Consider the following 16405-nt stretch of genomic DNA (forward strand, 5'->3'; position numbering starts at 1 on the left):
TATTTATAATTTCTACTTATATAATATAAAAATCACCCGTAAAAAATACGGGTGATTTTTATATTATTTCATTGTCTTAAAACTACCGCAATCTGTACATTCTGGTGTTTTAGCAACACTTTCATGTTTTACTACATCAATTTTGTTTAAAGTACAAAAATTGTCATCTTTACAATGATATTCACATTCACTTACTACACAACCTATACTATCATTATGCTCCATAAAAAACGCCTCCCTTTATTTAGTACAAATCTATTATTAGTATTATTAATATAATTTATTCAACTAATAAAAACTTTTTATATATACTTATGTATCTTAATAAAATTAAAATAATGTTGATTACAGAAATTTACACTAAAAATACAAAGAACAAAAATTATGTTATAATAAACTTATAATTTAATCAAAATAATATTAACCAATGTTGGTTATTAATTTCACTTGGAGGACAAAAATGAAATATTTTTTAGTTGCACTATTTGATGATTTATCAAATTCTATAGTTCAGAATATTCAAAGGGATATTTGTAGAAAATATAAACTATACAAGAGCTCCCCTAGCCTTTATATAACTGTTAGCACTATTACAAATCCTGATATAGACAAATTAGATGTAGTTATTTCCAAAATTTTAGCTCCTTATAAACACTTTAAGGTGGGCATAAACAACAGTATTGAATTAACTGATAATTCAAGTCAAGTTAATCTTAAAATCGAAGATAAAGGCTACATTTTTCGTATAGCAAGAAATATTACAGACACTTTAGCTTTACATGGTTTTAACGTTAAAACTGATGATGACATTATTGATTTGCGTATTTTAATAGCTAATGCCAATCATATTATTAAAAAATCATACAATGCAGGAATTTGTATTGATGCAACCTTATCTAAAGATGACTTTTTGAAATTTGTAAAGGTTTCTAGGCTAGAATTGTGGAAACAAGTAAGTAATAAAAAAGAAATGTTAGTTAAAACTTATGAACTAAGAAAATACTAAAAACCATAAAGATACGTTTTAGGTTTAAGGAGGATAAAAATGATTTATTACTTAGTTGCCTTATTTGATGAAATTTCCTATGAATATATGGAATCTATGCAAAAATCACTTTGCAACAAATATAATCTGTACAGCGCTGATACAAATTTGCCCAAACTTCATATAACTTTAGAAATAATAACTAATCCTAGTCTTTGTGATTTAGATGTTTCTTTAAGAAATATCCTTAAAGATTATACTAAATTTGAAGTTAAATTAAATGGTGTAATATGTTTTGATCCTCCCTTTAAATCTGTAAACTTAAATATTGATAACAAAGGTACTATATATGAATTATCTAAAAATATAAATTCTATATTAAGTACACAAGGCTTTGCTGTTAGAGAACATATTGAAAATTGGAATTTACATATTTCACTTGCTAGTACAACTTTCGCCGATAGAGAATGGTCTAATAACGAATACGTAGCAGCTTGTAACTTAGCTAAAGATGAAAATTTCCAAAGAACTATAACAATTAATGCTATAGAACTTTGGAAACCTATAAATAATAATGATGAAATGGTGGTTAAAAAATATGAACTTACATAAGTTATTTCAGATGCAAAATACTTTAGACCATAGAATTGAAACACAGCATCATCTTGAAGGCATACCTTTATTTAACAAAAAAATACTTTCCCTTCAAGTAGAACTCGGTGAACTCGCAAATGAAACTCGTTGTTTTAAATTCTGGAGTACAAAAAAATCATCAAGTAAAGATATAGTTCTTGAAGAGTACATTGATTGTCTCCACTTTATTTTAAGCTTAGGACTTGAGAAAAATTTTCAGGATATTAACTTAAACATGAAAAATATAACTTGCGAATTATCAACGCAGTTTTTAAATTTATACATAACAATATCGAATTTTACAACTACTTCTTCCTTAGATAACTATTTGAGTATCTTCAATGACTTTTTAAGTTTAGGTCAAAGTCTAGGCTTTTCTGAAGAAGATATTGAAAATGGATATTTTTATAAAAACAAGATTAACCATGAAAGACAAGATAATGGATACTAAAATATTTTAATATTACAAAACATTCTGGGAAAGCTATTTTAAAGGAGTGTGATTGTAATTGGGCATAATATTTTCTGTAATCGCAGGTATCTGTATGAGCCTTCAAGGTGTTTTTAATACAAGAGTAAGTGAAAAAATCGGATTATGGGAAACTAATGCCTTTGTCCAATTTACTGGTTTAATTTTGACTTTAATAATACTTCTTCTAGCAGGAAATGGTAATCTCAAAGCAATAAAAGATGTAAATAAATTTTATTTGCTTGGAGGAGTCTTAGGCGCCATAATTATATTTTCTGTAATGCTCGGCATAACAAAGATGGGACCAACTTGTTCTATTTCTATTATATTAGTCGCTCAACTACTCGCTGCTGGTATAATTGATAGATTTGGATTATTTGGAGCTACCCAGCTTAGATTTGGCATTTCTAAATTTTTAGGCGTTGGCATAATGATTTTAGGTATAATAATATTTAAGTGGAAAGGGTAATACACCCTTTTTATTTTTTTATAATTTTATTGACTTTTTACATCCTTGTTGACAATACTTTTCTTTTTTAATAACATATCTTAAAAACTTGCATATACTATAATAGTGCAACAATACATTAGGAGGCATGCATGTTTTCCTTCAAAAACAAGTTGGATCCATCTCTCAAACACGCTTTGTTAAATAACCTATATGACAATTATAGGGTAATAATACATTGTAAATCTCTTGAAAATAAAACAATTAATAAAATAAAATCACTAAAATGCGATATTCTACGTAATATTTCCTCTATAAATTGCATTTGTGCTATTTTGACCTCAAGTGTTATAGATAGAATGCTTGAATATCCACAGGTAACATATATAACCTTTGATTGCTATGCGCATTTATGTGGTAGTAGTGTCCTAGCATCTAATGGTGTTTCCTTCCAAAGCAATTACCACTTAACCGGGAACGGTATAGGCGTTGGAATAATTGATAGCGGTGTATATCCGCATTATGACCTACTAAATCCTAATAATAAGATTAAAAAATTTATAGATGTAGTTAATAATTTAACCTATCCTTATGATGATAATGGTCACGGCACATTTATGAGTGGACTTATTTGCGCTAGTGGTTATGCTTCAAAAGGCATGTACAAAGGCGTCGCAAAAAATAGTCATCTTTATGTTATAAAAGCATTCAATAAGCTAGGTAAGGGGTTTATATCAGATATTTTATTTTCACTTGAAACTCTAATTAATGAAAGTGGCGACTTCAATATTAAAATCATTTGTCTCCCTTTTGAAACTCTAGAAACTAATGAATTTGTGCTTTCTTTGTTCGCGAAACTTTTCGATTTAGCAGTATCAAAAGGTCTTGTGGTAATAGTTCCTAGTGGAAGCAATAAAAATGTTAAGAGTTCAATCCGAGGTATAGCTACGCTTAATAACTGTATAACTGTGGGTGGTTATGATAGCATTAAAACCCCTATCATATATGAGTATTCGTCATGTGGCCCTTTTCATAAACTCGATAAACCAAATTTAATTGCTGCCTGCGTTGACATTTGTTCTTTGATTTCCGACACACAATTCATCTCTGAAAAAAATGGTATAAAACTTTACCCGCATGGCATTGATAATCTATATACAACCTACACAGGAACCTCTTGCTCTGCTGCCTTTGTAAGTGGTATATGCGCTCTCCTCTATGAAAACAATAAAGATTTATGTTTCAAAGATACACTAGCATTACTAAAGATATCCTCAAACTTAATAAACTTCCCAAAATATATGCAAGGTGCAGGCATTATAGATTTGGAGAAATTATTACCTTAAATTATTACTATATAATATATAATTGTTGTCTACAATAAAATATATGGTGTATAATATAGATATTGTTTAATATTTATAATTAATTAAAAATGATTATTACCATTTAAACAATAATATTTACTATTACTAATTAACATTTCTAAGGGTATGATCATTATTTTATACTACCCTCGAAATACTAGGAGGATTATTATGATAAGCGAAAGATTGTTCACTGAACTAAACAAACAAATGAATTTTGAATTTTACTCTGCACACATTTATTTAGCTATGGCGGCTTATTGTGCTGCTGAGGATTTTGACGGTTTTTCTAATTTCTTTAAAGTACAAGCCGAGGAAGAGAAATTCCATGCTATGAAATTTTATAACTATATAAATGAAATGAATGGACGTGTAACTCTAGACGGGATGCCTAATCCTAAAAACGATTATGAATCTCTCATTGATGCTTTTAAAATTGCATATTCACATGAGAAAGTTGTAACAAGCAAAATTTATAATCTCACAGACATTGCAACAGATGAAAGAGAACATGCAACTATAAGCTTACTTAAGTGGTTTATTGATGAGCAAGTGGAAGAAGAAGCTACTTTCAACGGTCTTATAAAAAAACTTGGTAGAATTAACGATGACCCAACAAGTATTTATATGCTTGATAACGAACTCGCAACAAAAGTTTTCATTCCGCCTGTTACTAAATAAACTATGTATATTAACAAAAATAACACATATGTTAGCAATTGTAATATAGGAGTAAAAAAACAGGTGTAAATACCTGTTTTTTTTACGTCTATACCTTTTTTATTATCCATAATATAAAAACAATTATATTATAATAACTCTCTCCGAACCCAGTCTAGTAACTGCTTAGTCGCCCTAGCGCGAACTTTTTGCCTATCACCTGATAATTTAAGCATCTTCGTTTTAACTTGATTATTAATATATAATCCTACATATACAAGACCTACAGGCTTTTCATCACTTCCACCACCAGGCCCCGCAATTCCAGTAGTTGATATTCCAATACTAGTACCCGCAGTTTTTGCTATCCCTAATGCCATTTCAGCTGCAACTTCACTACTTACTGCACCATACTTATCTAAGGTTTCTTTTTTAACTCCTAATCTATTAATTTTAGCATCATTAGTATAAGTTACTGCCCCCTCCATAAACACAGATGATATTCCAGGGTAACTTATAAGTGCTGCTGCAACCATTCCACCTGTGCAAGACTCAGCTGTTGATATAGTTAGCTTTTTATTAACTAACATTTCGCAAAGTACACTTTCTAAAGTTACATTTCCTTCACCATAAATATTATCATTCCCAAGTCTACTACGTATTTCAGCTTCCATAGGTTCCATAAGTTTTATGCCTTCATCATAAGTATTAGCTTTTGATGTAATTCTAAAGGTTACTTCTCCTTCTTTAGCATAAGGGGCAACAGTGGGATTAGTTTGCGTGTCCAATATATCTCCTATCATTTCTGCAGCGCTACTCTCACCAACTCCAATAACTCTTAGCACCTTTGAAACTAATACACCTTGCTCAAATTTTTTAAGGTAAGGAACTACACTCTCCTCAAACATAGGCTTCATTTCAAAGGGTGGTCCAGGTAAAAGTACAACAATCTTTTTATTTTCTTCTATTATACATCCTGGTGCTGTACCATTATTATTAGGAAGTATTACTGCATCCACTGGAAAATATGCCTGTTTCTTATTACTTTCTACCATTACTCTATTTGACTTTTTGAAATAGTCCTCAATGATTTTTAAAGAAGCTTCATGTACCACACTTTTTTTTCCAAAATACTCAAAAGCTACCTCCTTAGTTAAATCATCCTTTGTAGGTCCAAGGCCGCCAGTAGTTATAACTAAATCAGCTCTACTAAAAGCTAATCTGTATGCCTCTAAAAGTCTCTCCGGATTATCTCCAACTACCGACTGATGGTATACTGTTATTCCGAGATCCGCTAATCTCTTAGCAATATATTGAGCATTTGTGTTTACTATATCTCCTAGTAATATTTCTGTACCTACTGCTAATATTTCCGCTTTCATAATTGTTTCCTCCTATTGGTGCCACCCACATGATAAGTGGCATCTGAATATTTATATAATTTAATATCCCCTTTTTAAATCTACAACATTTACTAGCTTATCGTTAATTATATATCTTTTCATATTTTCATATATAGTCTCAAACCTTCGCTCATTTCTCATCTGCGAAATCCATGAATTATGAGAAGTTAATATAATATTATCTAATTCCCAAAGCTCACTATTCTCTTTTAAAGGTTCCTCTTCATATACATCTATTGCAGCACCAGCTAGTTTACCATTCTTTAGGCTTTTAATTAGAAAATGTTCGTCTACAATATTTCCTCTAGCTACATTTATAAAAAAAGTTCCATCTTTCATCGAGCTAAACATATCCTCATTAATTAAATGATGTGTGGATTTAGTATATGGAACGGTTACTACAACAACATCACATAATTTAAGCATTTCACAGAGTTCATCCATAGCATAACATCTATCAAAATATTCAGCATCATGTCCACTTGTATTTACGCCAAATACAGTTACCCCAAATCCTTGAAATCGCTTAGCCGCTTCATTAGCAATTGTACCTGTCCCTATAAATCCTATAGTTTTGCCATATAGCTCAAGGAGACTTGTATCCATTTTCCATTTTCTATCGACTTGATTTTTATATAATTTTTTACTGTTTTTTAGCATCTCAAGGGTTTTTAAAACAATCCACTCTCCCATAGGAATACTGTATCCACCTTTATTATTTGTAATTATAATAGACCTCTTTCTAACATATTCTACCGGCAATTGGTCAATTCCAATGCTCGATAATTGAATCCATTTTAGTTTCTTCATTTTTCTTATATCAAGAGTCTTAAAAGGATCATAACAAACTAAAACTTCTATATCAGCAAGCTCTTCATTATAAATTAGATTTTCCTCTGAAATCACCTTTATATCATACCCAAAAGCTTCTATATCTTTCCTTTTTTCTCCACCGTAGTTATATGTGAAAAGCGTCTTAATCGCCATGTATATCCTCCTTTTAAGAAAAGATGCCACTTGCCACGTGTGTGGCACCTTTCTTTGAAAAAAAGGTGCCAGAAGGCACCTTATTTAAATACATTTACTAAATTAGTAAATATCTCTTTACTATCTTTAATTTTTGTTTCATTTCCTAGTACACAGAAACAATCTTCCTTTATAATATCAGAGAGCAATGCTTTAAAAGACTTAATATCATCGGCATTTGTACTTAATACCTCTTCTCGCTCCTTTTGTCTTTGCTCCTGCGTGATACCCCTTATATAATATGCAGTAGCACGCTCACCCTTCATAGAAGGTGTTAATGGTGAATCAAGATCACTAATTGTACCTATAATATATTTGGTCATTTCCCTATCTGATGCTTCAAAGTTTTCTATATACTCACATATTCCGTCGTATGCTTTTAAAGTTTCTTTTACATTTGGGTCTCTATAAGACACAAATACTATGTTACCACTTCTAGCAATATTAGCAAATCCACCATATGCTCCACCTTGCACACGAACTCTGTTCCATAAATAATCAAGACTTGCTATTGTCTTAAGTACTAACATCTTACCTGAATAAGAATAACCTTTCTTAATGAAATTATAGCCTTTAGCTACATACTGAACATCTGATGAAGTCAGTAATCCTTCATTATCTTTACTCAAAACAAAATCATACTTAGCATCTGGTAATTTTTCATCTCCTAAGATACTTATAACCTTAGGCAATTCCTTTGCAAATGTGGTATATATATCTTTTTCTCCTGTAACACTTATTATGAGATTATTTTTATTAAATATAATCTTTGAAACCTCATTTAAATTTTCTATAATTTCATCTGCTTTATTGTCAAAATCCATTTCAATTTCATTTAAAAATTTATAAAATGATATTCCTGTAGTTTTTTCTATATAAGCTGAGGCTGGAGAAAAGTAGGAAGTAATCCTTCCAGCTGCTACCATATGTCCTCTATCAAGAATCTTCATTTCATACCTTGATTTTAATTGTTGAATTAACTCCTTCAAACGTTTCTTTTCATCAAATTTAGTAAGACTAATTATTTCTGCAATAATATCAAATAATCTAGGAATACTCGAGATTAACGCTTTACTTTTTACTACTAACTTAGGATTGTATTTTTCAAAATTTTCATTTTCACCATATACATCTGTAGTAAAATGAATACCACCAGTATGAATATTAACTTCATTAGATAAATCAGAGTAATTGGTATTTTGTGTACTTACTCTTCCTAAAATAGTTGATAATAATGTTACATAAGGTATTAACTCTACATCTACTTTTTTAGCATCAAATAATATATTTATATAAGCAATTTTATTAGTAAAAATATTATGAGATAAGACTTTCACTCCATGCTCATCATTTTCCTTTAAAGGTAAATGTTCTACTTTTTTTTCAATATCTGAAAGTTCAAGTAAAGGAATAGTTTCAAGAACTTCCACGGGGTCTGGTGTCATTTGTCTTTCTTTAAGATCTTTTGTACTCTTCACAATCTCTTCTACTTGTTTTTCTGAAAGACTTGCTTTGTACTTTTCTAGTTTTTCTTCTGTTACCTTAGACTTCTTCTCTGCAAGGCCTTTTTTACCATTCAAAATAACCATAGAACTATGGTTATTTTTAATAAGATACTTTTCTATAAGTTTTTCAAAGTAATTTGTAGTTAGTGCAGCTTTTATTTTACTTAAATAACTTTCATATTCTAAATGCATAGTTGGGTCCTTGTCATAAAGCCAACTATCCATACTAGTTATATAATAAAATAAGCCTTTTGGAAAACCACCTAAATCAGCTTCGCGTAACTTAAATTCAGTAATATTTATACATGCCTCTATTAGTTTTTTGTCTATTCCATCTCTAACTAAATTCTTTAGGGTTGTAAATACAACTTCCTTGAATTTTTCTTTTTCACTTTCATTAGAGTTTTTTACTACTATACTGAACACAGGTTGCAATATACTATTATCAAAACTTCCAAATACATCTTTACCAATCTCTGCATCCACAAGTGCTTTCTTCAAAGGCGCTGCAGCACTTTCTAATAATAAGTATTCTAGAATTTCAAGAGCTAAATGCATTTCTGGCTGACTAATATTATCTCCTGACACAAAATTTAAACTTAAGAATGTTTTTCCTTCCTCTTCATCATCACAAGAAATAGGATAATCCATCTTAACTTCTTCCATTTTACTAAATGGTTTTTGTAGCTTAATAGCTGAATCAATCTGAATTCTATCGAAATTATTTAAATATTTCTCACTTATGAATTGTAATTGTTCTTCAATATTTCCATCGCCATATAAGAATATATAACTATTTGATGGATGATAATATTTTTTATGGAACTCTGTAAATTCCTCCTGTGTTAAATCTGGTATAAATTCTGGATCTCCTCCAGATTCCACACCATAAGAAGTGTCTGGAAATAAGGATTCTTGAATTTTACGCATAAGTGACCCTTCCGGAGATGAGAATGCGCCTTTCATCTCATTATAAACTACACCTTTGTATGTTAGTTTATCTTCCTTGTTTTCTAATTCATAATGCCAACCCTCTTGCATTAATATTTCCGGCTTAGAGTATAAGTTTGGGTAAAAAACAGCATCCAAATATACATCCATAAGATTAACAAAATCTTTTTCATTTTTACTAGCTAAAGGATATATTGTTTTATCTGAAAAAGTCATAGCATTTAAAAATGTATTTAAAGACCCTTTTATTAATTCGACAAAAGGCTCCTTTGTAGGAAACTTTCTAGAGCCACAAAGAACTGAATGTTCTAATATATGTGGAAGACCATTATTATTTTTAGGTGGTGTTCTAAATCCTATAGAAAAAACTTTATTATCATCATCATTTTCTATATGAAGTAATCTTGCTCCACTTTTCACATGCTCAAATATTCTTGTTACTGAATTTAACTCTTCTATGTTTTTTTCCTCAATTAACTTAAAACCATGGTATATATCCCCAATTTTAAACTTCATTTTTCTCCTCCTAATACTTTCTTTGAAAACTTAAACAGCTCGTTAAGTGTTTCATCTTCCGTGAATTTTCAAATCTAAGCACATTACATATCATATGAATGAAAACCATTGAATGAACATGATATGTATGGCATTAGTATGACAAATATGCCGTACTAATGCTATCTAATATTAAAATTACTTTTATTATACTAATTATACACCATTTTATTCCACACTGCTAACAACATAAATTATTTTATATATATCTATCTTTCCTAATTTTTATTTAGTCTATACTATATATCAGCTAAAAAATAATTTAAGCTATAGTATTGGGACTATTATCTTACCAAGCATACTTACAAAGTTAAAATCGTCAAAGCTAAACTCTTTAACTTGCGTCGATTCAGATAAGTATAATACTCCTTTTACATAATCCCCCTTGGTAAGTGGAATTACAATAACCGATTGCCAGTTAGGTGCACCTGTAACAACATCATATTCGATTATCGTATCCCAATCTATCTTCCAAACTCCCTGCTTACTATCGAGTATAGATTTTATTATACCTTTATTATAAGTATCGCTATCTACCCATTCGTTTATAAATATCTCTCTTGAATATTTTTTGGTAATGTGTCCATCCTCTACAAGAAATAAAATACCTTTTTGTGCTTCTGTAATTTCAATAATCCTGCCAAGTAGTCTATATATCTTATCTTCTCTTGTTAAATTTATATTTATTAGTTCAATTAATTCTATCATTGCAAGTACATTGCGGTGATCTTGCAATTCATTACCAGATATTATACCCGCAAGTCTATCTGTTTTTTTCGCCTTTTTAGAGAAATCGCTATTCCAAGTAACATATCGATTTCTCCCCTGCTGCTTCGCCACATATAATGCTTGATCTACCCTCTCAACCAATTCACCTTGCCACTCCCCCTGCATAGGGCACGTTATAACTCCCAAACTTACAGTAACATCCCGTCTATTGTCTAATATTTTTTCTTGTTCTATTTTACTTCTAAGTTTTTCAGCCACAAGCTGTGCTTCATAAATATCTGTATCTGGAAGAATAACAATAAACTCTTCTCCCCCATATCTACCAACAATATCTGTATCTCTTAAATTCCTTAACACAACGTCACAAACCCTCTTTAAAGCATAATCTCCTGTCCTATGTCCAAATTTATCATTTATAATTTTAAAACAATCTAAATCATACATAATAAGAGAAAATTTACTTTCATCAAGACTTGATTTTTCAATTTGTTCATCTAAGGCCTCTTCTAGATATTTTCTAGTAAGTGTTCCCGTTAATTTATCAACTGATGAACTTAGTCTAAGCTTATATTTCTCAATTATTATACCTATTACTTTACTAAGCTCCGTACATTTTTTCATACTAGCATTGTTTAAATTGTTTAGTACTCTTTGAGACTCAATATATATATGCCCAATTATATACTTGCTCCCTTGTATGCTTTTTCTTCTTTCATTCTTCACAATACTTTTTTCAGTAATGTCTTCCATGATAATTGGGATGCAAATAGACGCCTTTATAGTATTATAAATATTGTTTTTATCGCCAGCTGCACCTTGATTTTGATAACAATCCATTACTAACTCTGCCTTATCTTGGCTTAATATTTCAGATAATTTTTCTGGGGACTGTGGTAACTCATATTTTCTATCACTAGATGCAATAACTTTATATTCTTTATTGTCATCATCCTTAATAATTATTATTCCTCTAGTCGCCAATGTTATATAAGACAAATAATCAATTATGAGTTCTAAGTTTCTTAAGTTATCAGCTTGCAAGTTTTCTAATACATCACCTATATCATGGATACCTTCATGAAGAGAAACTGAATATATTTTTTTAATAGATTTTATAAAGTTTTCATTTTTCAAAATATCCTTATGGTTTACCTGCTCTAATGCATCAATTAATCCTTCTTCATCGCTAATACTTGCCTGTTCAAATTTGAGCATGGAGGTATCCTTATTATTTTTATAATAATTGTTAATTCCTAAAAATCTATTGAAAGGTCTTATTGCATTGTTTAATCTTATATAAGATAACCTATGCTTAATTGGCAATCTAAGATTTATGTTCTTTAATATACCACAAGCTTCAAAGTAATATATTACTGCATACAAATAATCCTCTTTGTTAAAATAGTAATCACCAATCGCAGTATATATTTTCCAACATATATCTATTTCTTTATATTTTTTTGAATATTCTAAAGCCTCGTTAAAAAACTCAATACTATTCTTATTTTCTATTAATCCGTCAACATATAACTTTTTAACATATACTCTGTGCTCTTTTATATCAATATCGATATTAATCTTGTTAATCTCATTAAAAATAATTGATGCATACTCTTGTATTTCATTATCATATAAAAGTATTACAACTCCATAAAATATATTAAGTCTACTGCCTACATATAATACTTTATTAGCTATTGTTACAATATTTGTAATATCCTTTATTAAGTCATCATCATTTTTTCTCAAATATATTTTTATGCATTTATTTAAAATCTGAGCCCATAATGCAAGTATAGATTGATTGTTCCCATATAGTACTAATACTTTATTAATATAAGACTCAGCCTTTTGCATGTCCCCTAATTTATAGTTAATCTCAGCTGCTAAAAGATAGAATATTTCAATGTTTTCCCTTTGGTCAGGATGATTAGTAATCTCCTTATTGCAAAGTTCATAATACTTATAAGCATTATCGTAATCATCTAATCTTAAATAGATACTAGCAATCGATGTATAACAATAAAATAATTTTAGCTCAAATTCATATTTCCTACATTTCCCTAACTGTTCGATAAAATATTGTAGTGATATTTCATACTCTTCTACTAGAAAATGCGTCACCGCAATATTAATTGATGCATCTACCTCTCTATTACTCATATTATTCTTTTCACATATTTTTTTTGTTTTTAAAAAATATTTTGTAGCCATATTATTATCTTGGTAATAATATTCATAAATAACTCCTATATAATTTAGTGCTTTTATTAATTCATCAATATTGTCATATTTATTACATATAGTTATTGCCTTTTTAAAAAATATTAATGCTTCCTGCGCTCTACCTATTCTCATAAGAACTATACCCTTATGATTATAAAATATCGATTTCAGTTCTTCATATTCACTCTTGCACATTTCTATACCACTGTTACATATTGCTTCAACATTTTCATACTCTTGCATTATCTCATATACACTAGCTTGGATTCCTTGACACTTAAGCCATCCAGAGCAATAATCTGTTTTTTCTAGCATGGTATTAATTTTTTTAATATAATAAATAACACTCTTAATATCATTTTTATTTAAATATACCATTGCAACTTTAATCAAGCTATCTATTGTGTAATTATGCAACTGAGTATTATCATTGTACATTTGAAGTGATAAATAGTATTCTATAGCGATAGAATTATGTCCTTCTTGTTCATGCAAATCGGCTAGATCCATAATGAGCTTGATGTTTTCAACTGGATTATTTAAACAATTAATTATCGATACTGCTTTAGTTAAATTTTTTATTGCATCGCTTCTATTTTTTAAAAGTTTCATTTTCCGTGCATTTTCAATGCAGTATTCAATAATCTTCTGCCGTTGATCTGACTTTTCTAAGTGATAAATTAGTTCCTCAATATATTCTGTACCACCCTGTGCATAAAAACCTTCAAGTAATACCGATGCTAATCTATGCATATTTTTTTTATCTTCATCACTAATTCTTTCATACATAAGACTTTTAAGAAACTTATTATAAAAATCAAATACAAAACCTCTATCCTCAATTTTTTTACATAATATTCCCGAGGAAATAAGCCCCTTAATAACTATCCCGAGTTCTTCACTATTCTTATTAATAAAACCCTTTATTACTTCTAAAGAAACCGCACTTTTAAATATAGATATTATTTTTAGAATATTAAAATTTAATTTTCCCATTTCTTTAACTTGATTAAGAAGTATTGGATGCATATCCTCTGGCACATTAAATTTAGAATAATCGTAATCTATAGTCCAACACCCTTTTTCCTTTTCTATATAAATACTTTTTTTATTGAAAAAGCTCTTTATAATTTCTTGCACAAATAATGGATTGCCTTTTGTCTTTTCAAATATACTCTCTGCAAATTTATATGGTATATTAGGCATACTTAAAATATTTTCAATCATTTTCCCTACTTCTATTTCACTTAACTCTTTCAAAAATATATTTGTTACTACAACACTCCTAGATATAGTCTGCTTGAATTTTATAAATTTTTTATTTAGTACACATTCCCCATCGCAGTATGACATTATAATCATAATTTTTTTGTTTTGTAACTTCTTTCTCGTAATATATTCTATTAATTCAATTGTAAACTCATCTGCTAAATGAAAATTATCAATAATTATAACTATAGGTTTATTACCTATACACTCTTCTATAAAACCCGCAGCAAAGTGTATAAGCCTATATTTTTCTTTATCTCCACTCAATGGTTTTGAATGTATTATATTCTTTTTACTACCTAATTCAGGTATGAATTTTACCAATTCAGATTCATATCTTTCTAATATTTCTGGTTCGCATTCAGAAATAAGCTGTTTTAATATATCTACAAAAGCCACATTACTGTTTTTAGTAGAAGCCCCTAATGTAAAACTATTATAAACATTTACTTTTCTCAAAGAAAAAAGATATTTTAATGACTTAAGAAACCGCGTTTTACCGATACCCGATTCGCCATGTATAAAAACCGTAAGATTATTTTCACCTTCATTTTTTATACATTCATAGCTATTGATAATTTTATATACTTCATCCCCTCTGCCTATCATTTTCAAGTTAGTATTTAATTTATTTATTTCCTTTTTTCTATATGAGATGTATCGCTTTTCAAATAAATTATTTATGTCTATTACTACTTCTGAAATATTTTGATATCGCCTTGTAATATCACTACAAATCATCTTTTCAATAATCATTTGGAAATTTATGTTAAGATTTCTATTATCATTAAATATCTCTTTTATTTTAATATCATTAATTTCATCATTTGTAACAAAATTACAATTTTTACTCTTCATATATATGATAAACAATAAAATTCCTAGAGAATATATATCACTAAATATACTACATTTCTTACCTTTTAATATCTCTGGAGCCTTAAAATAATCCTCATTATTCTCATCTTTCCAAAAAGTTTGTTTTTCAAGTTCCACTGTTGCAAAATCTTTGAATTTAACGCAATTTTTTTTGTATTTTGTATTCGTAACTATTATATTACTTAAATTTATATCCCTATAAACAAATCCTTTTAAATGGAGATAATTTATACTTTGGCATATTTCTATAAATAAATCTAATAATTCATCACTTTGCATATTACTTACTACATCTAAAATACTAAAATCATTTTTAACATACTCATTTGTGAAAAAATAAACTTTATCATCTAATTTTTTATTATCTAATAAATTTAATAAATCAAAGTCATATACTAATGTTACATTTTCGCATTTTAAGTTAGTTAAATTTATAAATTCTTTTGTATAAAATTCTATTAACTCTTTCTTTAAATAATCTGAATTAAGAATATTTAATTGTACCGTATCATAATTTTTTCTTATATCATTTACAATATAACTGGAAACTAACCTATTTTGTTTTATAGATTTAACTATTCGATATCTATTGTTAATAATTTCCACTTTAATCACTTCCTCAAATATCAATTAAATTAACATTTTAGATAATGCTAGAAATTCATTTTCAAATATAGTACACTCTAGATTCTTTATCCCATTAATATATAATAAACCATTTCAATGTTTATGTTAAAATTTGTATATCTATACATTATACCAATAAAATATGTTATTTTACTGTTTTTATATAAAATGTTAAATTTGGCTACTAAAATGACATTTAGGATACTGTTGTTGCATGAATAAATATATAAAAAAAAGAAATAATAATACTACATTCATACTATTTTATTAATAAATCTGCATAAGTGATAATTAAGGAGGATACTTACTTGACTTACGAATATGATAATTTCAAGTCAAATGCTATAGTTTTAGGCCATAAGATTATAAACCTTATACCTATAAATGAGAATATGATTATTGAACTTACTGAATCCCCAGCAACTGGATATTGCTGGTACTACACCACTTCTGATCCTTCTATTGTACTATTGGAAGAGAAAAAAGTATTTAATTTTAATAAACCTAATATCTTAGGTGGAAGTAATCAAATCATCTGGAAATTTAAATCTTTGAATCTTGGTGAATGTAAAATAACCTTTTCTTATTATAAGAGCTGGAAAAGAGAGTCTTGCTCCTTAGATGAATTCACATACATAATAAAAGTTGAGTAGTCCAATTCATTAAAGTGTCT

General features: G+C 28.7%; 12 protein-coding genes. 7 read left to right on the plus strand and 5 right to left on the minus strand.

Annotated elements, in window-relative coordinates; translation table 11 throughout:
- Window positions 1-63 precede the first annotated feature (63 nt).
- Entirely contained in the window at window positions 64-225 is a 162-nt protein-coding gene (locus A7L45_RS21830) for a DUF1540 domain-containing protein (RefSeq protein ID WP_071614719.1), read from the minus strand.
- Between the two features lie 235 nt (window positions 226-460).
- Between A7L45_RS21830 and A7L45_RS21835 the strand changes: the two genes are divergently transcribed.
- The 6 genes from A7L45_RS21835 (at window position 461) to A7L45_RS21860 (ending at window position 4583) form a co-directional block, all read left to right on the plus strand.
- Window positions 461-1006, plus strand: coding sequence for a hypothetical protein (locus A7L45_RS21835; RefSeq protein WP_071614720.1), 546 nt, complete (start codon window positions 461-463; stop codon window positions 1004-1006).
- Between the two features lie 39 nt (window positions 1007-1045).
- Entirely contained in the window at window positions 1046-1597 is a 552-nt protein-coding gene (locus tag A7L45_RS21840; RefSeq protein ID WP_071614721.1) for a 2'-5' RNA ligase family protein, read from the plus strand.
- Window positions 1584-2069 carry a dUTP diphosphatase gene (locus A7L45_RS21845; protein WP_071614722.1) on the plus strand — a complete coding sequence of 162 codons (486 nt, stop codon included), beginning with the start codon at window positions 1584-1586 and terminating at the stop codon, window positions 2067-2069. The genes A7L45_RS21840 and A7L45_RS21845 overlap by 14 nt, the downstream gene beginning before the upstream one ends.
- Before the next feature lie 94 nt (window positions 2070-2163).
- Window positions 2164-2556 carry a DMT family transporter gene (locus A7L45_RS21850; protein ID WP_084647613.1) on the plus strand — a complete coding sequence of 131 codons (393 nt, stop codon included), beginning with the start codon at window positions 2164-2166 and terminating at the stop codon, window positions 2554-2556.
- Window positions 2557-2687: 131 nt separating this feature from the next.
- On the plus strand, window positions 2688-3881 hold the full coding sequence (locus A7L45_RS21855) for a S8 family serine peptidase (RefSeq protein WP_071614724.1): 1194 nt from the start codon (window positions 2688-2690) through the stop codon (window positions 3879-3881).
- 192 nt (window positions 3882-4073) lie between these two features.
- A complete protein-coding gene (locus tag A7L45_RS21860) occupies window positions 4074-4583 on the plus strand; it encodes a ferritin (protein WP_071614725.1) in 510 nt (169 codons plus the stop codon).
- A gap of 128 nt (window positions 4584-4711) precedes the next feature.
- Here A7L45_RS21860 and A7L45_RS21865 read toward each other — a convergent pair whose 3' ends face one another.
- The 4 genes from A7L45_RS21865 to A7L45_RS21880 all read right to left on the minus strand — a co-directional run bounded on the left by A7L45_RS21865 (window position 4712) and on the right by A7L45_RS21880 (window position 15711).
- Window positions 4712-5944: a competence/damage-inducible protein A gene (locus tag A7L45_RS21865; RefSeq protein WP_071614726.1), complete on the minus strand. Its 1233-nt coding sequence runs from the start codon at window positions 5942-5944 to the stop codon at window positions 4712-4714.
- 60 nt (window positions 5945-6004) lie between these two features.
- Window positions 6005-6952 (minus strand): phosphoglycerate dehydrogenase, encoded by a 948-nt coding sequence (locus tag A7L45_RS21870; protein ID WP_071614727.1) that lies wholly within the window; start codon window positions 6950-6952, stop codon window positions 6005-6007.
- 80 nt (window positions 6953-7032) lie between these two features.
- Window positions 7033-9963: an insulinase family protein gene (locus A7L45_RS21875; protein ID WP_071614728.1), complete on the minus strand. Its 2931-nt coding sequence runs from the start codon at window positions 9961-9963 to the stop codon at window positions 7033-7035.
- Window positions 9964-10269: 306 nt separating this feature from the next.
- On the minus strand, window positions 10270-15711 hold the full coding sequence (locus tag A7L45_RS21880; RefSeq protein WP_071614729.1) for a diguanylate cyclase: 5442 nt from the start codon (window positions 15709-15711) through the stop codon (window positions 10270-10272).
- A gap of 329 nt (window positions 15712-16040) precedes the next feature.
- Between A7L45_RS21880 and A7L45_RS21885 the strand changes: the two genes are divergently transcribed.
- Entirely contained in the window at window positions 16041-16385 is a 345-nt protein-coding gene (locus A7L45_RS21885) for a protease inhibitor I42 family protein (protein ID WP_071614730.1), read from the plus strand.
- The last annotated feature ends 20 nt before the right edge of the window (window positions 16386-16405 follow it).

The organism is Clostridium estertheticum subsp. estertheticum (assembly GCF_001877035.1).
GTDB lineage: Bacteria > Bacillota > Clostridia > Clostridiales > Clostridiaceae > Clostridium_AD > Clostridium_AD estertheticum.

Coding starts and splice junctions, on each gene's coding strand:
- A7L45_RS21830 (WP_071614719.1), bottom strand. CDS start 225: ATGGAGCATAATGATAGTATAGGTTGTGTAGTAAGTGAATGTGAATAT.
- A7L45_RS21835 (WP_071614720.1), top strand. CDS start 461: ATGAAATATTTTTTAGTTGCACTATTTGATGATTTATCAAATTCTATA.
- A7L45_RS21840 (WP_071614721.1), top strand. CDS start 1,046: ATGATTTATTACTTAGTTGCCTTATTTGATGAAATTTCCTATGAATAT.
- A7L45_RS21845 (WP_071614722.1), top strand. CDS start 1,584: ATGAACTTACATAAGTTATTTCAGATGCAAAATACTTTAGACCATAGA.
- A7L45_RS21850 (WP_084647613.1), top strand. CDS start 2,164: ATGAGCCTTCAAGGTGTTTTTAATACAAGAGTAAGTGAAAAAATCGGA.
- A7L45_RS21855 (WP_071614724.1), top strand. CDS start 2,688: ATGTTTTCCTTCAAAAACAAGTTGGATCCATCTCTCAAACACGCTTTG.
- A7L45_RS21860 (WP_071614725.1), top strand. CDS start 4,074: ATGATAAGCGAAAGATTGTTCACTGAACTAAACAAACAAATGAATTTT.
- A7L45_RS21865 (WP_071614726.1), bottom strand. CDS start 5,944: ATGAAAGCGGAAATATTAGCAGTAGGTACAGAAATATTACTAGGAGAT.
- A7L45_RS21870 (WP_071614727.1), bottom strand. CDS start 6,952: ATGGCGATTAAGACGCTTTTCACATATAACTACGGTGGAGAAAAAAGG.
- A7L45_RS21875 (WP_071614728.1), bottom strand. CDS start 9,963: ATGAAGTTTAAAATTGGGGATATATACCATGGTTTTAAGTTAATTGAG.